20 protein-coding genes and 1 pseudogene are annotated in these 21,433 nt (G+C 48.3%); 2 read left to right on the top strand and 19 right to left on the bottom strand.

The genetic code is table 11. The features are described 5' to 3' along the window. Positions 1 to 8: 8 nt before the first annotated feature. The 8 genes from traB to traM all read right to left on the bottom strand — a co-directional run bounded on the left by traB (position 9) and on the right by traM (position 5,146). Positions 9 to 1,403, bottom strand: coding sequence for an F-type conjugal transfer pilus assembly protein TraB (gene traB, locus AC0XWG_RS25645; protein WP_060446827.1), 1,395 nt, complete (start codon positions 1,401 to 1,403; stop codon positions 9 to 11). After that, the gene (traK, locus tag AC0XWG_RS25640) at positions 1,390 to 2,133 is read right to left on the bottom strand and encodes a type-F conjugative transfer system secretin TraK (RefSeq protein ID WP_060446826.1); all 744 of its coding nucleotides are present in this window, start codon (positions 2,131 to 2,133) and stop codon (positions 1,390 to 1,392) included. Before traK ends, traB begins: the two co-directional genes overlap by 14 nt. Continuing rightward, positions 2,120 to 2,686: a type IV conjugative transfer system protein TraE gene (gene traE, locus AC0XWG_RS25635; protein ID WP_025759824.1), complete on the bottom strand. Its 567-nt coding sequence runs from the start codon at positions 2,684 to 2,686 to the stop codon at positions 2,120 to 2,122. Before traE ends, traK begins: the two co-directional genes overlap by 14 nt. A 14-nt stretch (positions 2,687 to 2,700) precedes the next feature. Continuing rightward, a complete protein-coding gene (gene traL / locus AC0XWG_RS25630) occupies positions 2,701 to 3,006 on the bottom strand; it encodes a type IV conjugative transfer system protein TraL (protein WP_060446825.1) in 306 nt (101 codons plus the stop codon). A 150-nt stretch (positions 3,007 to 3,156) separates the two neighbouring features. Beyond that, positions 3,157 to 3,507, bottom strand: a complete 351-nt coding sequence (traA, locus tag AC0XWG_RS25625) for a type IV conjugative transfer system pilin TraA (protein WP_060446824.1) — start codon at positions 3,505 to 3,507, stop codon at positions 3,157 to 3,159. A gap of 57 nt (positions 3,508 to 3,564) precedes the next feature. Next, positions 3,565 to 3,789: a TraY domain-containing protein gene (locus AC0XWG_RS25620; RefSeq protein ID WP_008324165.1), complete on the bottom strand. Its 225-nt coding sequence runs from the start codon at positions 3,787 to 3,789 to the stop codon at positions 3,565 to 3,567. A gap of 86 nt (positions 3,790 to 3,875) precedes the next feature. Next, the gene (locus AC0XWG_RS25615) at positions 3,876 to 4,565 is read right to left on the bottom strand and encodes a hypothetical protein (RefSeq protein ID WP_008324166.1); all 690 of its coding nucleotides are present in this window, start codon (positions 4,563 to 4,565) and stop codon (positions 3,876 to 3,878) included. Between the two features lie 188 nt (positions 4,566 to 4,753). Then, entirely contained in the window at positions 4,754 to 5,146 is a 393-nt protein-coding gene (gene traM, locus AC0XWG_RS25610; RefSeq protein ID WP_008324167.1) for a conjugal transfer relaxosome DNA-binding protein TraM, read from the bottom strand. Between the two features lie 431 nt (positions 5,147 to 5,577). Here traM and AC0XWG_RS25605 point away from each other — a divergent pair, with 431 nt between their 5' ends. Further along, positions 5,578 to 6,054 (top strand): transglycosylase SLT domain-containing protein, encoded by a 477-nt coding sequence (locus AC0XWG_RS25605; protein WP_008324168.1) that lies wholly within the window; start codon positions 5,578 to 5,580, stop codon positions 6,052 to 6,054. A 46-nt stretch (positions 6,055 to 6,100) separates the two neighbouring features. Here the strand turns inward: AC0XWG_RS25605 and AC0XWG_RS25600 are convergent, their stop codons facing one another. The 9 genes and pseudogenes from AC0XWG_RS25600 to AC0XWG_RS25560 all read right to left on the bottom strand — a co-directional run bounded on the left by AC0XWG_RS25600 (position 6,101) and on the right by AC0XWG_RS25560 (position 19,748). Further along, positions 6,101 to 6,631 (bottom strand): antirestriction protein, encoded by a 531-nt coding sequence (locus AC0XWG_RS25600; RefSeq protein WP_008324170.1) that lies wholly within the window; start codon positions 6,629 to 6,631, stop codon positions 6,101 to 6,103. Positions 6,632 to 7,257: 626 nt separating this feature from the next. Next, positions 7,258 to 7,560, bottom strand: a pseudogene (locus tag AC0XWG_RS25595) (N-6 DNA methylase); the annotation flags it as partial. Positions 7,561 to 7,742: 182 nt separating this feature from the next. Further along, the gene (locus tag AC0XWG_RS25590) at positions 7,743 to 9,929 is read right to left on the bottom strand and encodes a hypothetical protein (protein ID WP_208165716.1); all 2,187 of its coding nucleotides are present in this window, start codon (positions 9,927 to 9,929) and stop codon (positions 7,743 to 7,745) included. 52 nt (positions 9,930 to 9,981) lie between these two features. Beyond that, positions 9,982 to 13,020: a type III restriction-modification system endonuclease gene (locus tag AC0XWG_RS25585; RefSeq protein WP_273886272.1), complete on the bottom strand. Its 3,039-nt coding sequence runs from the start codon at positions 13,018 to 13,020 to the stop codon at positions 9,982 to 9,984. A 1-nt stretch (position 13,021) separates the two neighbouring features. Continuing rightward, positions 13,022 to 14,914 (bottom strand): site-specific DNA-methyltransferase, encoded by a 1,893-nt coding sequence (locus AC0XWG_RS25580; RefSeq protein ID WP_273886271.1) that lies wholly within the window; start codon positions 14,912 to 14,914, stop codon positions 13,022 to 13,024. Positions 14,915 to 14,974: 60 nt separating this feature from the next. Further along, complete coding sequence (locus tag AC0XWG_RS25575) at positions 14,975 to 15,829, bottom strand: DUF4391 domain-containing protein (RefSeq protein ID WP_273886270.1); 855 nt, start codon at positions 15,827 to 15,829, stop codon at positions 14,975 to 14,977. After that, positions 15,822 to 19,121: a helicase-related protein gene (locus AC0XWG_RS25570; RefSeq protein ID WP_144134373.1), complete on the bottom strand. Its 3,300-nt coding sequence runs from the start codon at positions 19,119 to 19,121 to the stop codon at positions 15,822 to 15,824. The genes AC0XWG_RS25575 and AC0XWG_RS25570 overlap by 8 nt, the downstream gene beginning before the upstream one ends. A 14-nt stretch (positions 19,122 to 19,135) precedes the next feature. Then, positions 19,136 to 19,315 carry a methylation-associated defense system helix-turn-helix domain-containing protein MAD1 gene (gene mads1 / locus AC0XWG_RS25565; protein WP_039532421.1) on the bottom strand — a complete coding sequence of 60 codons (180 nt, stop codon included), beginning with the start codon at positions 19,313 to 19,315 and terminating at the stop codon, positions 19,136 to 19,138. 157 nt (positions 19,316 to 19,472) lie between these two features. Continuing rightward, the gene (locus tag AC0XWG_RS25560) at positions 19,473 to 19,748 is read right to left on the bottom strand and encodes a hypothetical protein (RefSeq protein ID WP_144134371.1); all 276 of its coding nucleotides are present in this window, start codon (positions 19,746 to 19,748) and stop codon (positions 19,473 to 19,475) included. Positions 19,749 to 20,051: 303 nt separating this feature from the next. Between AC0XWG_RS25560 and AC0XWG_RS25555 the strand changes: the two genes are divergently transcribed. Then, positions 20,052 to 20,261 (top strand): helix-turn-helix domain-containing protein, encoded by a 210-nt coding sequence (locus AC0XWG_RS25555; RefSeq protein ID WP_208165720.1) that lies wholly within the window; start codon positions 20,052 to 20,054, stop codon positions 20,259 to 20,261. 31 nt (positions 20,262 to 20,292) lie between these two features. Here the strand turns inward: AC0XWG_RS25555 and AC0XWG_RS25550 are convergent, their stop codons facing one another. Both AC0XWG_RS25550 and AC0XWG_RS25545 read right to left on the bottom strand, forming a co-directional pair. Further along, entirely contained in the window at positions 20,293 to 20,748 is a 456-nt protein-coding gene (locus AC0XWG_RS25550) for a hypothetical protein (protein WP_208165721.1), read from the bottom strand. Beyond that, complete coding sequence (locus AC0XWG_RS25545; protein WP_475681175.1) at positions 20,729 to 21,403, bottom strand: hypothetical protein; 675 nt, start codon at positions 21,401 to 21,403, stop codon at positions 20,729 to 20,731. Before AC0XWG_RS25545 ends, AC0XWG_RS25550 begins: the two co-directional genes overlap by 20 nt. Positions 21,404 to 21,433 lie beyond the last annotated feature (30 nt).

The following is a 21,433-nucleotide window of genomic DNA, read 5'->3' as shown; positions in this document are numbered from 1 at the left end:
ACGTGGGGTTATTGTGAGTCGGCCTTCGGCATAAACTGGCTCTGGTTAAGCCTGCCCAGCTGGTTGAGCATCTGGTCGGTACTGAACCCGTTCATGCCGCCCTGCGGGACTGACGGCGGCGGAACCGGACTGCGGTCGCTGCCCTCCGCTTTGCTTCTGTCATTCTCGTGCGCCAGCTCTTCAATGGTTTTCAGCTGAAAACCGTCCTGAAAGACAACGGTCACTTCGTTACCCGCCCCAATAGGGATGACGGGGTGATACTGCTCTGCGCGTTTGATGTAGTAGTCGCTGAGGGTCTGGGCGGCTTTGGAGGCGCCTCCGCCAATCCCCATCTTCATCACGTCACCCGCGCCGAGGGATGCAGTGGCGCCAAGTCCGACCGAAGGCTGGGACGCGGTCTGCACGCCCTGACCGATGCCGTCAACAAAACCCGCACCCCATGCCCAGCCGAGGATTTTGCCGTTTCGCATCACCACTTCGCCCTTGATGCCGTTTTTACCCCGGAAGCTCACGTGTCCGGCAATGGGCTGGTCGATGGTGACGCCGTGCTTCAGGCAACTGATGTTGCGGGTGCGTACGATGGCGCGTTCGCTGGACACGTCGCCCCAGGCCTCAAGCCCGATGAAGCAGCCGGTCAGGTCGTAGCTTTTGCTGTTGGGCATTTCCACCCTACCCGTAATGCGCAGCTGCATCGGCACCGTGGACTCGTTACCGGTTACGGAGGCGTTGGCATCAGCCCCCTCAATCAGCATCGATTTGGCGAAGCTGCCCGACGGGATGTACGGCAGGGACGGACCTTTGCTCTCGTCGCTGCGGGCAAAAGACTGACGGCGCAGCTGATTGGGTACGGGGATGGGCTGGTACTGAACCTGCGCCGGCGGCGTGACGCCGTTACCCGGATAGAACGCGGTCGGCGGCGGGACGGCCCCCGTCTGCGGCGGGAAACCGGTTGGCTGCGGCTCACCTTCAGGCCCCGGCGCAGGCGCTGGCGGCTGCGGGGCCGGCTCGCCCGATGCGGTGACGGGTTTCGCCCCCAGCGCGCTGACCTGAGCGGAAAGCGCCGCATTATCCTGGCTGAGTTTGTCAATCTGGTGCTGGTAGCCTGCCTGTCCCTTGCTGAGCAGCTCAAGCTCGCGGCGCATTTCGGCATACTGCTTCTGCATTTCGGAGGCGGTAGCCTGCATCTCGGTCGTGGCATGCTGCTGTACCTTCTGGTCAAAGGTGCTGTCCACCACGCCGGTCATATCGGGCGCAGGCTCACCGGCGGCTGCCGCATCGCTGCTGCCTTCGTAGCGAGCATCCGCCAGATACCAGCCGCCGCCGCCCACCACGCCCACGGTCGCCAGCACGATACCCAGCCAGATAAACTGCTTGCGCTTCACCACTGAATTAATGCTGGCCATCAGCCGCACCTCCGCTGCTGATAATGAAGACCTGCAGGGCGCCGCCCGCCATCAGCTGACGCGAGGCTTCACCAAACAGCACGCCGCGAATGCCGCTCTGCCAGAAGTCGCTTTCCGCGATGTTGCGGGCCATCCCGGTATTGTTGGTGACGCGATAGCGCACCACCTTAAGGTGATTACCCACCCAGACGCGCTCGGGGACTGCAGAAAGTCCGGCGGGAGCGTTGAGGGCTTCATGCGTAACGGGGATAGCCTGCCAGCCGGACGGAAGCTGCCCGCCCAGCAGATGCTGGCTCAGGGAAACCAGCGTGGCCTCGTAGGGGGAAGACTCTTCCCAGGTGCGCGCCGCTTCGCCCGTGCCGGACAGCTCGCTGACCAGCTGGATGCTTCGCCCCGCGCCCGCTCGCGGCACGGCCTGTACCGAGAAGTTGAGGCCGCGTTCGGTTTCCAGAATGAACGTGAAGGGCTTTTTGTTGAGGGTGCTGACAATCACACCGCCGCTTGCCGTCTGCTCCTGTCGCGTCAGCTCACCGTCGAGGCTGGTCAGGGCCGTCACGCGGTCACCTGCGACCGTAAAAAGGTTCGGGTCGGTGTTGCTGACCGCGATACTGGCCTGTCCGCCGTTCGTCAACGGGACAATCGTGGCAGAAAGCGCAGCGGGTGCGGCGACCGTCTGACCGGACGCGAGCATCAGCAACGCCAGCAGCGCACAGCGACTATTTTTGTTCATCGGTGATTTCTCCGAAGTGACTGAGCCAGCTGATGCCGTCCTCACGCTCGAACTTGAGAACGTACTGTTTCAGCTCGGGATACGGTTTCGAGTCGCCTATCCAGGTCTTCAGCTGGCCCCGCACGTCCACGCGGCTGCTTGCCGGATAAACCTTCACGCTGGTCATATAGAAAGACGAGTTAACGTTGTTGTCCTTAATGCGCTTCGCATCCTCAGCAAGCCGGATTTTCAGCTCGTTCTGCGCTGCGGGTTTGACATAGGCCAGCAGCTGCTCATGAGAGGCATCAACGGTCTCCGGGGTGACATTCAGGCGAAGGGCGATAAGCGACAGGGCCATCTGCTGCAGGTAGGAGGCATCTGCCTGGTTCTGCGACACGGCAAACGGCGCGTTGAAAAGCATTGGCGTGACGATAGACTTCTGCTCATTCTGAAGGCGGTAGTTGTTGACGGCCTGAATAACATTGGTGGTGATGCTTCCCAGAATAACCACTCCCATGGCAATAAAGCCGATGGCAATAACCCGCTGTGTACTTAATCGTGCTCCGTGTTCCATCTGATTATTCCTGTCTATTTAATCCACTGGCGGTAGCATGAGTCGGGAACATCGTGAAATATTCCCCTGAGAAGAACGGTCGGCATATACCAGTAGACCAGGTCCCGCAGCCATGAACTGCCCCGCCCTTTCTTGAGCTTTTTGATTCCGAGATAGGCCAGTACGGCAGCGATAATTCCGGGAATATAATGCTGGGTCCAGAATCCCCACCCCAGGCAGATAATGGCCGGAATAAGTTCATCCACAGGAAGGCCAAACCAGCGGCTCTGATTCGTCAGGGTTTCGGGAAAGCGATATTTTTTGAGAGATTCATCTGCCATATATGTTCCGTCTCCGGTACAGCTGGCAGTATGGAAATACCTGCCAGCCGGATTACAGGCAAAGCCCTCCCGTGAATGCTCGTGAAGGGCATTCAGAATTAAACCGGAATTTAATAGTCGGAAGTGGCTCTGAACGGCTGTCGCTGGATATCAGTATCCTGCGACAGACATACCTACGGCGATGAATACGGACAGGATCGCAAAGCCCGCCAGGAACTTGAGGTTCTTGGTCGTCATATACATCACCGCCCCCACCAGAACTTCGGCAAGAATAACCCACTTAACCACACTGGAATCTTTACCAAATGTTCCTTTAACGGTTGCATCGCCGCTGGACATCAGATCTTTACCCGCAGTCGAGGCAAGAACCGTATCAGGGAAAAACGCAGCAAGGGCTGCGACAGGCAGGGCAAACTTCAGCGCTTTGAGTAACGCGACTTTGCTGAATTTTTTCTTTGCAGGGGTCGCGGGTACAGCGTTAATAACAGACACATCAGTCATATTCATTAATCCTTTAATTACACCGGATAGATTTGTTGAAATAAAAATCCTAAGAAACTAATTTTGTGACTTGGGTTCAAGATTGTTTGGGATCACCTCCGCCATTTCAGAGTTATAGAAATCAGGGAATTTTTCCAGGTGGTCACGTAACCGAATCAGCGCTTCAGCTGATTTAGAACGACCACTTCTGTCCTTCGCCTTCAAAATAAGAAGATCGGTTTGTGGGTCAAGGTAGATCGACATAGTTACCGTTGGGCCACGAAGCCTGTGACGTCTAATCATGTTTTCCCTCTCAACATATTCCTGCGTCAGGATAGTGACACATTGAATACAATTTATTCAATACGCGAAAAATTCCACTATATTTTTTACATAAATTTAACATTCAAAACCTTAAGAACAACCATTCTCACCTTTCTGTATACGTCCATTCTCATGCAGTAGAATCTGAAGTCATCGTAATCAATAAAATATTTCGCAAGCTCACTCTTCACACTAGAAAGTCTGCTTGAAATTGCTTTTTCAGAGACACCTAAATATTGCGCCATCGTATGAAGTTGAAAACCAAGAATTGAAAAACATAACGTAATCATCTTTTTATTCGTCAACCCTGATATAAAAATATCAAAATCAAACTCATCATTTTTTATCCTATTCGAGGTATTGAATAAAGCTTGATAATCCGGGAAGTAATTAATAAACCATAAAGCATATAATTCTTTATTTACCATACGAATTTCAACACGTAACTGATAAAACTCACCATTCAAATTAAAAGTTCTACAAATAGCTGTATCAGGCCCCATAACAAAGGCCTCCAACTCAATTGTCGACAAATCAAGCTCAACTTCATCAGGATCAAAACTGACACCTGAAAAACACTTTGATAATGGGTGAAAGAAATCTAAATATGCATCATTTTTATATATGGGGTTTCTGGATTGATTCCGAATGCAAAAAGGCAAAGGTGAGTACTTATAGAGCGCATCAAAACGCTTCACAATATCATCTAATGATTGACTTGATTGGGAGAGATCTCTAGGATCGCGCGGGTGCATTGAAGCCTCCTCTGAAGGTTTCTGTGTATAGTCGGTACACCCGGGGGTCTAGCCCGGTGTACCGGCGACCCGCCAAACTGAATGGCGAGCATCAAATTTTACTTATGTCTGCATAAAATATATCAATTACTGACGCCAAAGTCACTCAAAAACAGCAGATCTAAATCCTATTTATCAAACATTTTCAGCTAATTATCTTGAGACTCTTCCTCCTGGGGGAAGAATTTTTCAACAATCTGTTGCACATCTTCACGTATACACGTAACCATATCCCTGAAATCAAATTTTTCATTTCCTGCGAGATGCGGACTCAGCGACTCCATCGCCAGGAGCTTGCTGACTATAAATTGAGTTTTCATTACATTTTCAAGAATAGTTTTATTATAGAGCGCCTGATTAAAGGAAGACTCTTTTCTTTCCATTTGCGCTTCATAGACCCGAAGACCAAGTTCGACCAGCATTGATGCAATGCTCGAAAAACTTACATCTTTATCTCTCGCTCCTTCAGCGCGACGTTTTTCAGCGATTACTCTTATTTTCTCTGACACTTCATCGCTTACATAGACCTGAACTCTGGCCATAATTTTCTCCTTATTTATAGTTCCAAAACTTCTGTACCTCAGAATATTTTGAAAAGCTAAAAATGCACGACTCGGCACAAACTCCCTGCCAGAAAACAGACGACTTGCATGCCGACACACACTGTAAAAATTCACGACTCGAATATAGACTCGCCGTAGTCATAACTCAATGGATTTATTAAAAATAGTCACAAATGACTCTGAGTAGAGTTTTTAACGAGTCGAATAAAACTCACTACCGAGTTGTTTACACACATTAAAATAAATTATTTCACATTACTTTTTCTCTAACTGCATGATTTAAAGAGCCAATCAGCAAAATTTTAATTTTGCGTGGGGTGTGGTGCTTTTGGTGGTGAGGAGTGCATATTAGTTGAGTCTGGGCATGGGATGGGTTAACGTATTTCCGGCATGGTGCCCGGAGGGAAGAAATGAAACGGATTGCTCTTACGTTTTTAATGTTGGCTTTTTCTGGAATGTTGAACGCTGCTGATTGTTTTGATCTGGCAGGAAGGGATTATCATATAGATCCGGATCTGCTTCGGGCAATCTCCTGGAATGAATCGAACTTCCGCACATACGTAAAAGGCTACAATCCTGTTTCGGGTTTTGGCTCCGGACTTATGCAGGTGGACTCCCAGCACTTTAACGAACTGGCTCGTTATGGAATAAAACCGGAGCACCTTCTTTCCGATCCGTGTATGAATATCTACACCGGGGCTTACTATCTTGCAATTGCATTCAAAAAGTGGGGAGTCAGCTGGCAGGCCGTGGGCGCTTATAATGCAGGTTTCAGGAAAACAGAAGAACAGGCGCAGAGAAGATATGTCTATGCCAGAAAAATTGAGGCAACATATCGGGCTATAAAGAATAATAAAAATGCAGCGCAGACTCTTGCAAAACAGTAAAAAGACCTCAACAGGAGGTCTTTTTATTCATCCAGTATTTATGTCGTCAATCAATAGCCCGATAAATTAAATCTGCTTCAGGGTGTTTTATGATACTGATGTAGTCTTTCAGTGCATCCTGACGAGCGACGAGGTGTTTACAGACTTTCGAATATTCAGGCCCCATATCTGCAACCTGCCAGGACAACCAGTTCATGATCATCAGGGTCGCAATAATTCCGGCAGCATCGGCACTGACCTCTGCTTCAAAGTAATTACCGGGAATAACCATGTTATAGCGCTGTTCACCTTCCGGTGCGATATATCCGGTTTGCGTCGTGGTGAATCTGACACAGTTCGGAGCAATGTTTCCTCCGGTGCCCTGCGGAATAATCCAGTAATTCCAGAAACCGCCATCATAATCTGAATGCTGACGTAACCAGCTGGCAATCATGTTATCAGCAGAAGGCGTAAAAAAGAGCGCAGGAATAAAATCCAGACGTTCATCACCATCTGTAACAGAGTAGCGCTGGCGTTCATCGATCTTAAATTGTTCGGCTGATTCACGAGTGGCGGTTTTGACGTTTAATGTGTGCATTCTGGTTTTCTCCTCATTGGGTTATTACATCGTTCGACTTCATCACTGAGCGGCGAAGGGCAATGAGCAGCTGACAGTAAGGAAATAAAGGGGCGCGCAGCGTTTATATACCCCTTTATTTCCTTACTGGCTGATGCTAAAAGCAGCCCTCCGCGAACTGATGAAATCGGGCGATAGTCACACCAGGAGAATGCACACATCCCGTAACGGAAAATCGGCGTAAGACGAATTACCGTTACGGGCTTCAGAGTGGGGGTAATTTATTACCGCCACGGTGAAAGCGGCGCATCCATTCGGGATGCAGCAAGCGTGAATTTGAATTTACGTCAGGATGGACGCCCGAAGGGCGGAGACGGTTTACCGGCTCCGTTCACGACAGCCGTGTCCCTTCAGGGACGACGCCCGGAAAAGAAAGGATAATATCCATATCCGCGGCAGAATAATAAAGACCATCGCCAGCAGGAGAATGAGGAATATTAACCACCTGACCAAAAGACAGGAACTTCAGACTACCACGCGCCGGAATAATGCAGGCAGCGCGTCAGCGCAGCCTGCTTATTCTGCGCCGCAGGCGCGCGGCCTTTGATGCCACGAAAGGCAGGACACTCCCCTGCCCTTCTGGATAGCTATGCAGCGTCATTTATACAGCGCAAAAATTCGCGCATGGCACTGATACGGCGCTGATCGTCCAGCCGCTTACCAAAGTTGTTGATGTAGTACACAGGCGTATACCGCACCCTGTTTAACTTCATCGTCAGCGTATTGCCCGTGACCACCTCGGCAGGAATACCCAGCAGGGAAAGCTGAATAAACGCCATATCGGCCGCAACAGAATCAATATCGATGCAGCTTCCGAACATATGTTCAGACGGGTTATAGCCCGCCTCCAGCAGATATTCCGCATACGCCACAATCATTCCCGCCGCACCCATCCACCCGTAACATTCATCACTGGTGACAATGGCTTTAGGCCTGAATTTCTCTGCATTGTAGGCGATTTCCACTTTGTCCATAGATTACCAATATAAGTGGTGACATTTCTGTAATTTTGTCACCACCTTGTTATCCAGCACGTCATCACTATTGTTGACTCCAGAATGAGACGTTGCCATTAGTTTCCAAGCTGCTTCACCTCATTGTACAAGGTATAAAGACGATGAGCAGACATATCAAGGATTGGCTCATACATAAATGAGTTCAAATGTATGTTTTCTGGTGTCATCAGATTTACTTGGTCCAGTAAGCGTATGATGTCTGTGTGACCTGGAAGCATTTCAACGTACTTATCAAACAGCTCTCTGGTTTGATTTGACTCAATACCATCGACAAATGCCTGATCATTAATTTGTGCAATCATGAACTGCTCCGCTTTTAAACGGATGGCCATTGCAATGATAACTTTGGACTCAAGCTCTGGCGACTCATGTGCAGCGGTTGATAATTCGTCAGCTTTGATAAAAAGCCTATCAATCACACGTGATGCGCTGTGAGGTAAATTCAGGGCTGGCTTATCTACAAATACGGTACGGTATATCCCCTGTAAATCAAGCACAGTGATATTTTGGCTATCTTGTTTTAGATGAAGCAATGATGTCAAAGTGGAATAATGTGCTTCATGTCCGCAATATTCAGCAAGATTTCTCACGAATGGAATGCAGGCAAGCATGTAAGACTCAGTCTGATGCATTCCGGCTTTCCATGCAGTGAAAACATCATTCTGGTACTTTTCAGGGTTAAGTTTGATATCCGTCGATGTTTTAGTAGCCAGCATTCGCCTATTGCGCGCAACGCGATTTCTGCTTCCAATTATTCGACCACCTACAATTCTATGAAAATCGAAGTTATGCGTAAGAATCAAAAGGTAGAAATGTGTAACCTGAGCAATATCACGAAGGTACTCAACGATTGCATACTTATTTTTGTAATCAAAGGAGTCGGCAATATCGTCTATGACGATCAATATCGGTGCGCCTGCGTTCTTTTTAGCTTCAATTTCAAAAAGAACATTCAGGATGTAAAGTGCACGTTTCTCGCCTTGGCTTAGAGTATCAAGCAAGGTTTCATGTTTAACCTGCTGCTGACCACCGCGACCATCATCAAAGTCAAACTCGATAGATGGGGCAGCGTTATTAAGAATGACATCATCCTGATTGTCCACCCTAAGCTTGAACGGAACGGAAAATCGCTTGTTGAATATATCGACAACGCCCTTCCAAATCGTTTCCTGCCGCTTCGCTTGATCAATAATGTATTTAACTTTTTCCTGATTCGACTTGTAGGTTGAGACAAGGTCATCCCAAACTGATTGGTGTGATTGAAGATAACCTACAATCAGCTTCTTCTTGAAGCCCTTTACGTCCTTATATTCCGGCAATAGCTCTTGGTGTTCTGAAATAAAATCTCGAAAGGCATGAGTCTCTTTTGTGGTTAGCTTTTTATCGACCTTGCTAAATTTTTCTTTCAGTTCGGGATTCTGAAAAACCTTATTCTGCTCTTCCTGCAGAATTTCATTTAAACGGTCTTTGGAAGTTACTTCTTGCTTTTGGCCATTGATTGAAAGATTGACGCTATGAGATGCATCAAAGAAGCCTGTATCAGAGAGGCTTTTTGAAACAGTCCCCGCTTTCTGGTGATTGAAATTCCTCGACAGAACCGCTGATTCGCTTATGAGTTTTTCATAGGTTACCACATAATCAGTCAACTCTTGATCGAAACTTTCTGTAGCAGCGAGATCCAGAACCTTTGGATTAAAAAGATCTCCATACTTAAAATCGGCAAGACTAGAATAATCTTGCGCAGTCTGAAGCTTCAATTCAGCCAACAGATCAAGAAACTCCTTTTCCGGCCGATCAAATGCTTCACAGATCAACTCCGGAATCGCTTTGTTCTGCTTTCCTGATGACTTTGCCAACTCTTTTATTAGCAGGGCTCTTTTATCATCGACTTCTTTTAAGGCTTCGTCATAGTCACGCTTTAGGGCCTCATTAACCAATAGCGTGGAAACTTGCTTGGAGCTATAACTTTCGTCGTAGGAATTAATGACCATTATCTGGCCAGCATCAATAGGCTGGCCATCTAAAGTAACAAGTCGTTTCGTTGCTCGCTCAGGAAAGATAATGTCCTTTGACTGCCTATCTTCTTCAATGTCCTTTAGTGTCTTGGCCAGAGAGGTTTTCAATGTCCCATTGGGCGCATACAAAGAGCACACGCCGTCAACGTCATCAATTCTGGTAAAGTCTAACTCCTGCACCAGTTTGTTGATGCCATAACAGTTCTCCAGATCCAACCCAAGTCTCATTCTGACTTCCTTTTCAAGCCATTCATTTCAAAAAACTGTGAATTAACACTGCTCACGCATACCTGCTTGAAAACTCATCCATCGAATTAGATACCGTAAATTTCACGTCATCACCCAGTGCTTCAAAGTGTGCATAACCACATTTGATTTTGGCATTTTCCTCCGGTCGACGTTCCACCGAGAAAAGCGTGCTCTTTGTCTCGACAACGAAATAGAGCCTGTCTTTGCCATCTTGTTCAATTAGCACTGCCCAGTCAGGGTTGTAGCCACCTAACGGAGTATCTATTTTGAACCAACCCGGCAGTTTGGCGTAGAGCTTGATATCCTCGTTTCGCTCGAACGCCGAGGCGAATTCCAGTTCGATATCGGAGTCATAAACCACGTGGTCGAAGACGGACTTCTCGGCCTTAACCATGTTGTCTTTCAGATAACCAAACAATTCGTTCTGTTGAAATAATTCCTGAGCATAGAACTGATCATCACCGATTTTGTGGTACTTGATACCGTCAACGATGAACAGGCGCATCTGGCTTTTGATGATGCTGGCGGCCTGCTCGATAAATTTCTGCGGATTGTTCTTGAATGATTCCAGGCGACCGCTTTTGTTGATAATGGTAACAATGGTGCGGCGTGTCAGGTTGGTTTCGTTCTGTAAATAAGTAATCAAATCGGGCAAATCGAACGCGCGCGATTCGTACAGGCTGCTTGTTTCCTGAACTTGTTGTGTATGCACCCCACCACGGTCTATTTCAGTCTTAGCCTTACGATAGGTGAAGCGAGCCTTGCCGACCTGAAGGTTAATTTTGATCTCTTCAGCGCACTTTTCAATCAATGCGTTGGTATCAAAGTCCACGCGGAACGTGGTTTTGTATTTAATACGATCCCACAGCGCCTGAAACTCGGGGCTCAGATACACCGCTTTGTTCAGGGAAACCTTGGCTTTGTCATCGCGGTTCTTGATGTTCAGGTTGCCGGATACTTTTTTCAGTACCGTGGCAATCTGCACTGCATGAGGCTGGAATACCTCAGGCAGCGCCAGATTCCCGTTCTTTAACGATACCTTGAGGCTGTCCTGAACTTTACCTTTACTATCAATGTGGCCTTCGCTCTGCAAGTGTTCCCACAACTGCTTCGACGCCTCGGTACCTAAGTATTCGTGATTGTGATCGTCAACCGGCACCACGATATTGGCAAACAGGTGTTTTTCGACCACACCAAACTTGATGCCTTCTTCGTTTTCGATTTCCTTCTGCAATTGCTCGGCAAATTGCTCGTAGGATTCATTGGCCATCACGGTGAGTGTATTCACCGCAAAACCGTGTACCCGCTCACCATCCTGATTGACACAGATACGCAAGCCCCGGCCAATTTCCTGACGTTTTTTAATGACAGATGTGGTTTCGTTCAGGGTACAGATCTGGAATACGTTCGGGTTATCCCAGCCTTCCTTGAGAGCTGAATGGGAAAAAATAAATTTAAGTTTGCAACCAAAACTCAACAACCATTCTTTGTCTTTCATAATGGTGTTGTAAGCGCTGCCATCAGATTCGCTGCTTGCCGCCTTGCCATCTTTTCCAATTTTAGATTCTTTGAGCATTTCCTTGCCTGACGAATCTTTTTTCTTATCGATAGCAAAATAACCATCATGCACGCCTTTCGCAGCCGTATCCAGATCGGCACCTTCGAATAGCTGGCTGTACTTGGGTTTGCGAATGGCCCGATCGTATTCTTCTTCAAACATCAGGGCGAACTTACCCTTTTGCGGGTTGCCGTCTTCGTCGTACCAGCGGTAGTTGGCGACCTTGTCGATAAAAAACAGGCTCAGCACCTTAATGCCCTGTGGGCGCAGGCGCATTTCTTTATCGAGATGTTCTTCAATGGTTTTGCGGATCTGCAGGCGTTTAAATTCATCGGGATCAACTTCGCCCAGCGCCTGACCCAGCTTCAGAATATCGGACTTACTGGTAAAGCTGATGTATTCATTGCCCTGTTCGCAGTAGATATCCTCAATGATGTAGCCGTCATATACATCGCGGCCACCGCTGTACTTGGTATCCAGCAAATCCGCTCCGCTGGTTACCGTGACTTCCTTGCGCTTAATGCTGCCATTCTTCAAGCGAGCATCAATCTCGATCTTGGCACTGATTGGGCTTTTTTTATTGTTCACACTGAGCAGCTTGATATAAGCCTTGTTGTGGCCATCCTTAACCTCAATGCCTGCTACTTCAATCTGCTTAACCAGTTTTTGCTCGTAGGCATCGACTGAATCAAGCTTGTAGAGCATATGGTGCTTTTCGACGTGCGTTGCCGAATAACGCAGAGTGCACATGGGGTTAAGCGATGCTATGGCCTCTTTACTCTTATCGGTGGTGTCAACGCTCTGGGGCTCGTCGACAATCACAATCGGGTTGGTTTGCTGGATAAATTCGATCGGTTTGGCCCCGGTCATGCGGTCGTGTGCCCGGTGAATGATGTTGGCTTTGTTCTCCTGCTCCGGATCGGTAAAGCTTCTCCGGAACGCATCGATATTGATCACCATGATCTGAATGTCAGGACTGGTCGCAAAATTGCGCACATCGGACAGCTTACTGGAATCGTAAGTGAAATAGTCAAAGGCAACGTTTTCGTACAGCTCTTTAAAATGAGTCGCCGTAATTTCCAGTGACTTCTGCACACCTTCTTTAATGGCAATGGACGGCACCACGATAATGAACTTGGTAAAGCCATAGAGCCGGTTCATTTCGAAAACTGTACGCAAGTAAACGTAAGTTTTACCCGTACCGGTTTCCATTTCCACCGTCAGATGAATTCCGTCCTTAGAGTCAAACGACTCCGAAGGTGCGAGGCCATTTTTCAACTGAATTTTGCGAATATTGGCATGAATATCCTCATCCAGAAGGCGCAGGCGGTTACCGATACCCAGGCTGTCTTCCTGAGTACCATAAAACAGCGTCCCTTCCTCCCAGGATTGCAAAGGCGCCACAGTAAAGTTGGTCTGGCAGATTTCCTGGCCGGCGAATACGCCCGTTACCGACTCAATGGCATCACGCTGATAATCCAGATTGGCATCGAACTGAATCTTCATGCTCATCTTACAGGCTCCTTACGTCTTCAATACCGGCCTGCTTGAGAATCTGTACCGCGTTAGTTTTTACCACGTCATCGGCAAAGCCAGCGTCTTTGAAGACCACGCGCATAATTTCCGGCTTCAGTTCGTCTTTGAGCGTGGCGATACCTTCGACCACGTCGAGAGTAATGTCGTCCGACAGACAGATCATCAGAGCCCCCATGCCGATATCAAATACTTTTTTGCCAGCCACGCTATGCTCAGTAATCGGTAAGGTCAGATCCAGGCCATATTTGAGCAGCACTTCGTAAAGCACATCCACATCTTCACGGCCATGTTTGATGTTGGAAATCTGATCTTCCAGATCCTGCTCCGACAGATCAAAGTCCAGCTCCCAGGGCTTGATATTGGTGGAATCGAGTTTGAATACCTTAAAACCTAGATCTCCTTTGTATTCCCTGTCGGCGTCCTTGATTTGTGCTGCGGACCTACGGATACGTTCCTTAGTTATTTCCGAAATTGAACTTGGCTTTCCGTTTTCAGCGCAAAATTCCAAAGCCTGCCTGTTCTCTTTGTCTGAAGTAATTTTTTCAGGCAACTGCACTCCAATAAACGAACGGCATACACCCTCTTCAAAATTCAGATCATAAATAGCTTGAGCAATCCCGCCTGATCCCATAAAAAAATCAAGTACGATGTCGCCGTCATTAATTGCCGCTATTTTGATCAATGATTTCAAAAGTTTTAAGGGTTTAGGATTGTCAAAAACACCTTCTTTTTTGAGCAATGTCTGCAGCTCAGATGAACCGTCCTGATTACTTCCAAACCTATCATGGGTGAAAAAATTAATAGCTGCCTGACCATTTCGAATCGCCTCGTCTACATAAATCTTAATGCGTGGATATCCATCGCCACCATCTGTCCAATGAACACGATTATCTCTTATGTGCGCTTCGAAAGTTTCTTTGTTTCCGTACCAAGTTTCTTGGTAGGTTTTTCCTGTAGGAGTTGTAAGAGTATATTCACTACCTCCTCTACCCACCGCAGCCTTCCAGGGATTAGAAGTCCAAGGTCCTTTGGGATCATTGTCCGTATTTGTGTATTCTGCGATCCTCTCAGGAGTCAAGGGCAAGCCACCATAGTTGGCTGTCTTCTTGAGTTGAACGGAGCTCCTTGTATAAACCAATATGTACTCTGCTACCTTAGCAATCATTTTCGACTTGTCATTTGGCTGATTGTGCCGGCGGCGCCAAGTAACAAGAGCCTCAAAGTTCTCTTCACCGAAAACTTCATCACACATCTTTCGAAGATTGGAAACTTCGTTATCATCAATACTGATAAAAATAACCCCGTCATCCTTAAGAAGATTCCTAGCAAGCTTTAAGCGGGGATACATCATGTTTAACCAGTCTGTATGATAGCGCCCACTGGTTTCAGGATTACTAGAAAGATTTCGCCCCTCCGCATCTACCTGCCCAGTAATCTCTTTGTAGTTTTTGATATTGTCTTTAAAGTTATCTCTGTAAACGAAGTCCTTGCCCGTGTTATAGGGAGGATCGATATAGATCATTTTGATTTTTTTGTGATAGCTCTTTTGCAAAAGCTTGAGGACTTCAAGGTTATCGCCTTCAATAAACAGGTTCTGGGTGTTATCCCAATCGACCGACTCTTCTTTGCAGGGGCGTAAGGTGCCGGTGCTGGGGGTTTGTGCCAGCATGCGGGCTTTGCTTTTTCCATTCCAGGTGAAGCTGTAGCGCTCTTCACGACCATCAATATAATTACCCAGCACTTCTTTCAGTACGTCGAAATCGACTTTTCCTTCGGTAAAGGCTTCGGGGAACAACTCTTTCAATTTACTGATGTTGTCGGCGACTATGTCCATGCTTTTTGAGTCCACTTCTGGAATAACGTTTTTCACTGGGTTTCCTCTCAATTCTTTTGTTTTCGGCTTATTTCAGCTTTTACTATTTCAATTCGATTACAGGGTTTCAGCGATCTGCTTGAGCCGCTGTTCCTGCTGTTTAATCTGGGTATTCAACACAACCTGCTGGCTGAACTCAGCCTGCTTGATCTGGGCACGTAGTTTTTTAATATCGTTCTCGATACTGCGGTAACGGTTAAGCTGGTCAGCTTGTTGTTGTGTGACTTCACTGCTAACCAGATGAAAGCGCCCGCTGATTTCAGCACAGTGAAGGGCTTGTACACGGGCCATGATGGCTTGATAAAACAGCCAGAAGTTGCTGTGTGGCAAGCCGGTAAAGGTCAAGCTGTTTACAAATTCCTGCTCGCTTTCAGTCTTGCTGCTCAACCCCAGCCAAGGCGATAACTGCAACGCTGCAATGACCCACTTTTCTTTATCGGCCTTGTTTATGCGTTTATCGGCGACACAGATAGCTAGTTGTTCGTTGGTGTGTTCTTTTTGGCGCTCTTCTATATCAGGTTCGTCATTTGGTTCTGTGTCTTCTCCTATGATTTTGCTTTCAGAGAGCACGAAGAAAATGACCGTCGGGTAAGGTATCGCCCGGTTAATCAGTTGGCCGAGTCGTTCCGCATTTTTAGCGCTACTGAGTTCCACGACTAGAAAAGCCAACTCGCCATAATCGCGCAGGTCATCACTGTAGGACGCGATATTGATGGTCCTGGGCTTTAAAGTGTATAGCCAGCGAATCTTATCAACATCGTCTTTCAGAGCCTTTTTGTCTTTAGCATCTAGGTTGGCGTGCTGCTGAAACATCTTTTTAAACAGGGGCTTATTGAGCACGCAGCTACTGGGCACGTTCAAGCCTTCCAGAAAGGCTTCGAATTCTGGCAAGCCTAAACCCATATCAGACATCACGCTCTCCTTGTGCTCTGTTCCTTTTAGACTCATCAGCCTCGTTAGGGGCTGTCAATATCAGGTAGGACACCACCATAAAGTCTTCAATGCCCTGACTGGAGGTGGCGGTCAGTACGGTACCGCCTTTGGCAAACAGGCTTTCAATGCCTTTTTCTTCGCTCTTCCCGGCAATGCTATCTACGGCGTCAGCTAATAGGTGCTGAAAGTAGCTCATATCACGCCCGTGGCGTGTCATGCGGTTAACTTCTGTGATGGCGGGCTGATCGGGCGCTTTGTGCTTAAAGGCTTCACGCTTGAGCAGATCGAGTATCTTTTTACTTTGGGTGAAGTTCAGCTCAACCACCGTGCTGCCTTCGGCATCAGCGGTCACGTAGATCAGGAAGTACGGGGCCAGCGGGTAGTTGTCATCTACCTGAACCGCTTCTTTACCACTGCGGATATTCTTCAGGCAGAAGATAACGCCCGGTTTGATGCCATCGGCGGCCAGATCTTGGTCAATAGTGACGGCAGCGTAAAGCCCTAGCGGTGCTTGCTCCAGCGTTGCGAGTTGGGCCTTGTCGTTCATATAGCCTGACAGATCCATGCGGAAGTCATTGAGGGTAAGGTCGGTAATGGATACACCGCCACTCATGTCCTCCAGATCGACTACCGCGTCTTTGAGTTGCTGTAGTTGTCTGCGCCGGTATTCAAGGTCATTCATGTCTTTGGCGCTTTCATCAATGACGTTTTCTTCGCCCGTCGCGGATATATCCAATAACACCATGCGCCCGGAGACACGCGCTTCAAGGTTGATGTATTCATCCAGTTCCATATTGGGCCAGAAGTTAATCAGCTGGATTTGCGTGTTTTTACTGCCAAGACGGTCGATACGGCCAAAACGCTGAATGATGCGTACCGGGTTCCAGTGAATGTCGTAGTTGATGAGCGTATCGCAATCCTGCAGGTTCTGACCCTCACTGATGCAGTCGGTGGCGATCAGTAAATCCAGTTCCGTCGTGGCGGTTGGGTCTACTTTGTTGCGTTCTTTGGATACCGGCGAGAAGGCGGTCAGAATATTATTGAGGTCAGAACCTAAGCCCGTCATGGTGGTTTTATTCGTACCGCCGCCCATCACCAATGCACTGTGAATGCCTAATTCGGAATGCGCCCATTGCGCCAGATGGGCATACAGGTATTGAGCCGTGTCGGCGAACGCAGTAAACACGATCACCTTCTTATTGCCAGGATTTAGCGGGTTAGCCACCTTGCTGGCAATGGTCTGTTTAAGCTGCTCCAGCTTTGCATCACGACCTGCGTTCACACTTTGTGCGGTGTTAGCAATGTAAGTGAGGAATTCGCGATCGGCTTCCAGCTCCTGCCTAAAGCGGATGAGATCCATATCCTGGAGCAACACTTTGGTTTTGTTGCCCACCATGTAAGTTTCCAGCTCGGTGGACTCCAGTTCAAAGTCGTGAATATTCTCGATATTCAGCTCGGTCAGTTCTTCTGATTTGTGGGCATCAATTTTGGTCAGCAGCCGGTCGACCTGCTGAGCGAGCTTGGTGGCCGTCAGCGTGAACGAGTGAATTGAGCTTTCCATGCGCTTGAGCAAATTGACGCGCATAAGGTGAATCAGGCTTTCTTCACGGTCAACCTGTTTGAATACCCCTTTGCCTGCGCCCACGGCTTTATCGTAACGACGGGCGTATTCGGCTTTTTTGGCTTCGCGCACGAATTTCAGCGGAGAATAACCAGCCAGGGATAGCCGCCGGATGGTTTTGTTGACGTCTTTTAAGGGAGGAAACTCGCCGGAGGCGTCGATGTCGGCATAGATGTTTTTAGGTGCCAAGCGAGTCGGGAAGCGGCCAATATCTTCGGTGCCGTAGTACTTTTCTATGTGTTTGCGAGAGCGGGCAATGGTAACGATATCGAGCAGTTTGAAGTAGTCAAAGCTCATAATGTCGAGTAAGGCTGCGGTGGTGCGCTTTTCGACCGGCTCACTGACCCACTGGTTAAATTGCTTCTGGGCAAGCCGCAGAGTGGTTTCAATATTTTTGATACCCTGTTCGGCAAAGGCATCATCCCGACCTTCGGTAATAAAGGCGACCTGATTTTTCAGATCGTTCATGCGGTTGTTGACCGGCGTTGCCGACAACATCAGCACCTTGGTTTTCACTCCTGAGCGGATAATGTCGTTCATCAGGCGCTCATAGCGGCTTTTACCTTCCGCCTTGCTCGGTGTGTTACGGAAGTTGTGGGATTCGTCGATGACCACCAGATCGTAATTAGCCCAGTTCAGTGTCTCCAGATTGATTTCGCCCGAGTAGCCTTTCGGTCGAGTCAGATCGGTATGGTTCAGTACGTCGTAATTAAAGCGGTCAGCTGCGAGCAGGTTGCGCTTGTCGTTGACCGTGTACATGGTCCAGTTGTCACGAAGCTTTTTCGGGCATAGAACAAGCACCCGATCGTTACGCAGTTCGTAGTATTTGATCACAGCCAGGGCTTCAAAGGTTTTACCCAAACCCACGCTGTCGGCAATGATGCAGCCGTTGTGCTTTTCAAGCTTGTCTATTGCACCCAGCACACCGTCTTTCTGGAATTTGTAGAGTTTGTTCCAGACCAGGGTATCTTTAAAGCCGGTTTTACTACGGATGATGTTGTCTTCGTCGATGTCTTCGAGGAAGTCTTTGAACAAATGAAATAGCGTGAGGAAATAGATAAAGCTGGCCGGTTGATCGGCGGCGATGGTATCCAATCTGGCGATGAGGTCATTCTTAATATCACGAAGACTCTGTGCATCAGCCCAGACATTATCAAACCACGTCAGAAGCTGCCGGGTGCTCTCTGGATCAGACAAGCCCATGTTCATCTGCAGGGAGTCGGAGCGCACGTCGCCGAGCCCGGTTGGGCTGAGCGTGGCACTGCCGCTGATGGCAAAACTTTGCTCGGGTGAGCCTGTTTGTTCGGGTACGCCCAGGTGAATAATGTTCTGCCCCGGCTGAGGCCGCACACTGGCTTTCACTTCAGCCTTGTTTGCCAGCCATTGCGAGAACTCGCTGGCAATGCGTTTTTGTTGTAGTTGGTTCAGTAAGCGAACGTCAGACTCAGACCCGACCAGGTTCTGTAGATTGAGTGATTCCCATTCACTGAAGATGATCCTTGCTGACTCCAGCTGCTTCAGCTCGTGCTTCAGCGAGGCAAAACCGTATAGGGTAAACAGGCTCGACAGAACAGAGAGCCTGGAGCCAGAAAAGGTGTGTTTTTTCAGTTCGATACCAACGTGGCCGCTGGTTTTGTTATCCAGTAACACCCCGAAATTCCCTATTATTGTCTGTCATTCTTTTGTTCTTCTATCCACTTTTCGATGTCTTCACGTTTGAAGCGCCAGGATGTGCCCACTTTGAAGGCGGGTATTTTCGCTGACGTTGCCATACGGTAAACAGTTCGCTCGTTGAGCTTGAGGTACGACGCGACATCCTTGACGGTCATTATTTGCTCACTCATTTGCGTTATCCGCACTCTGTTGAGGGTAATGTTTTAGTGTCGAAATAGTACAAGGTTGTTATCAGGTGATCAACATTATTACCCGTTGTCAAGCAAATAGAAGGCGTCCTGAGCAGGGGTCAATGAATAGGAATTACTATTCAGGGGTAGCGTAGGTCTACACCCATCGAATTAGCTCCCGGACAGGGACATCGTAAAAACCTTGAGTAATACGATTCTGGATACTGTCATCGTCCAGGTACTTCGCCAGCTTGTTAACGACGCTCACCGGGTGCCGTTTCAGTTCAGCGGCGATCTGCCGGACAGTGCAGGCATGGTCGATCATATCGTAAAGAACTTCTTCGTCTGCCTTGCTCCAGGTTTTCCCGAAGTTCTCCGGGAATTGAAGCTCACCAGTCAGGTATCGGTGATAGAAGTCTGACAGCTCCCCCATAAACACCTCTGAGACGCCACCATCCTGGGTCAGGTGCTGATATCGCCCAGATCGGGGCCACAAGTACCATCGCCGCCCTTTGAATTGCAGTAGATATTTGTATTTGCTTAGTTTTTTGCAGCTTACTCCGGGGTGATTTCGTATCGCCTCCCAGTATTTTTGCTTCTTGTCGTTCCACATATGCTTGTCCATAGCCCGGTCGATTGGGTTAAGACTACCGCAGAACAGCAAAAAATGAGCGATATATCCCGTGGTGATATATCCAACATTTGGTGATGGTTCTGTCTTTTGGGCAGAGCAAATATGAAAGATCCAAGACTGATCGCTTTTGGCGATAAGGTACGCCAGATACGGAAGGAAAAAGGCCTCTCGCAGGAAGCGCTAGCGGATCTTGCTGGGATAGACCGGAGCTATATGGGACATATCGAGCGCGGCGACCAGAACATCACCCTGACGAAGATCTATCAAATCGCTGACGCCCTGGAGGTTCCGGTCATAAATCTCATTTCTTAGCAGATTTAGGCCCACGCCCTGTGCCAGCTGTTCACGAGGGCTTCTTCGAATTCGAAATGAAGTGAACATTACTGGCCGGTAGCTGAGCTTGTAGTCGCTGGTTCTCAAGTGTCAGTTCGAGTATCCGGGATTGGGCATCCAGTAACTGCCCCAGGGCTTTATCCCGCTGTTCTTCCAACGCCTTAACCTTTTCCTGGAGATCCCGGTTCCTCGATCTTTGCGCAAGCATCATTTGTCTGGGAGATTTTTGCGGTGCTTCATCCTTATGGCTTTCTATCCAGGCTTGAATATCCGCAACCAGCTCGGGGAACCGTGCTCTGCGAAGGGCGGAAGGATCTACCCCTGCTTCTTTGGCAACATTGTTCTGACTGAGTGGCGTCCCTTTCGGCAGAATATCTGGTTTGCCCACCTTGAGGCGTTCGAAAGCCTCCCTGAATTTCAGTTCGGCCTTGCTGACTTTTCTTGGTTCAATTGCTTTCGATGACATGGATTGCTCGCTCTGCGGATTCTAATTGCGCTTGCAATGACTCATACAAAGGGGAGTCCGGCGCTGCGTCACTGATCTGAATGGCAATAACGTTTTTAAGCTGTTTGATCATGGGTAGTTTGGCTTTATCCAACAATGCCGATGCGCACGGGGTGTTACCACCAAATCCCATGCAGGAACTGATATTGCTGATCCCTCCAAGCGGGCAAGGCGGGCCTGAATTGGCGCAACCACCAAGGAATGTTTGACGGTAACTGACCCGTCCTGCTTTTGCGGCCTTGAGCAACTGCTCATGGTCTTTCTCCGATATTTCAGAGAGGATCTGCTGTTTGCGCTTCTCGCCATGTGGAGAAACATACTGATCAGATTGAAGCGCTTTAAACTCCCGCACCATTGATTGATACATCTCACGCAAGTAATAGGCACGTGCTTCGTCATTCAATGGTTCTTTGAGTCGGTAGTAGTTTTTTCCGTAGTATTGGCTCATGGCGCGTGAGGCGTGTTTCAGCTGGTACTGAAGAGACGCTTCGGTCACCAATCCACTGGCAAGCATATTGACAGCACCGGTGCGTCGTAATTGATGCCAGGCAAGGGGCCAGACTTTGCCTACGGCAAACTTCTCTGGATCAAGGCCAAATGTCATTCTGTTGGCCATTTCCAGGTCGGCTTCGGTAATCGTCAGTTC

The organism is Enterobacter sp. DVT3837, from assembly GCF_056238685.1.
Note: the sequence above shows the minus strand (reverse complement) of the source record. Positions and strands in the feature narration are given on the sequence as shown.

Bases quoted from the DNA above. Each gene is read 5' to 3' on its own strand.
- traB (WP_060446827.1), bottom strand. From the start codon at position 1,403: ATGGCCAGCATTAATTCAGTGGTGAAGCGCAAGCAGTTTATCTGGCTG.
- traK (WP_060446826.1), bottom strand. From the start codon at position 2,133: ATGAACAAAAATAGTCGCTGTGCGCTGCTGGCGTTGCTGATGCTCGCG.
- traE (WP_025759824.1), bottom strand. From the start codon at position 2,686: ATGGAACACGGAGCACGATTAAGTACACAGCGGGTTATTGCCATCGGC.
- traL (WP_060446825.1), bottom strand. From the start codon at position 3,006: ATGGCAGATGAATCTCTCAAAAAATATCGCTTTCCCGAAACCCTGACG.
- traA (WP_060446824.1), bottom strand. From the start codon at position 3,507: ATGACTGATGTGTCTGTTATTAACGCTGTACCCGCGACCCCTGCAAAG.
- AC0XWG_RS25620 (WP_008324165.1), bottom strand. From the start codon at position 3,789: ATGATTAGACGTCACAGGCTTCGTGGCCCAACGGTAACTATGTCGATC.
- AC0XWG_RS25615 (WP_008324166.1), bottom strand. From the start codon at position 4,565: ATGCACCCGCGCGATCCTAGAGATCTCTCCCAATCAAGTCAATCATTA.
- traM (WP_008324167.1), bottom strand. From the start codon at position 5,146: ATGGCCAGAGTTCAGGTCTATGTAAGCGATGAAGTGTCAGAGAAAATA.
- AC0XWG_RS25605 (WP_008324168.1), top strand. From the start codon at position 5,578: ATGAAACGGATTGCTCTTACGTTTTTAATGTTGGCTTTTTCTGGAATG.
- AC0XWG_RS25600 (WP_008324170.1), bottom strand. From the start codon at position 6,631: ATGCACACATTAAACGTCAAAACCGCCACTCGTGAATCAGCCGAACAA.
- AC0XWG_RS25590 (WP_208165716.1), bottom strand. From the start codon at position 9,929: ATGAGACTTGGGTTGGATCTGGAGAACTGTTATGGCATCAACAAACTG.
- AC0XWG_RS25585 (WP_273886272.1), bottom strand. From the start codon at position 13,020: ATGAGCATGAAGATTCAGTTCGATGCCAATCTGGATTATCAGCGTGAT.
- AC0XWG_RS25575 (WP_273886270.1), bottom strand. From the start codon at position 15,829: ATGTCTGATATGGGTTTAGGCTTGCCAGAATTCGAAGCCTTTCTGGAA.
- mads1 (WP_039532421.1), bottom strand. From the start codon at position 19,315: ATGAGTGAGCAAATAATGACCGTCAAGGATGTCGCGTCGTACCTCAAG.
- AC0XWG_RS25560 (WP_144134371.1), bottom strand. From the start codon at position 19,748: ATGGGGGAGCTGTCAGACTTCTATCACCGATACCTGACTGGTGAGCTT.
- AC0XWG_RS25555 (WP_208165720.1), top strand. From the start codon at position 20,052: ATGAAAGATCCAAGACTGATCGCTTTTGGCGATAAGGTACGCCAGATA.
- AC0XWG_RS25550 (WP_208165721.1), bottom strand. From the start codon at position 20,748: ATGTCATCGAAAGCAATTGAACCAAGAAAAGTCAGCAAGGCCGAACTG.
- AC0XWG_RS25545 (WP_475681175.1), bottom strand. From the start codon at position 21,403: ATGGCCAACAGAATGACATTTGGCCTTGATCCAGAGAAGTTTGCCGTA.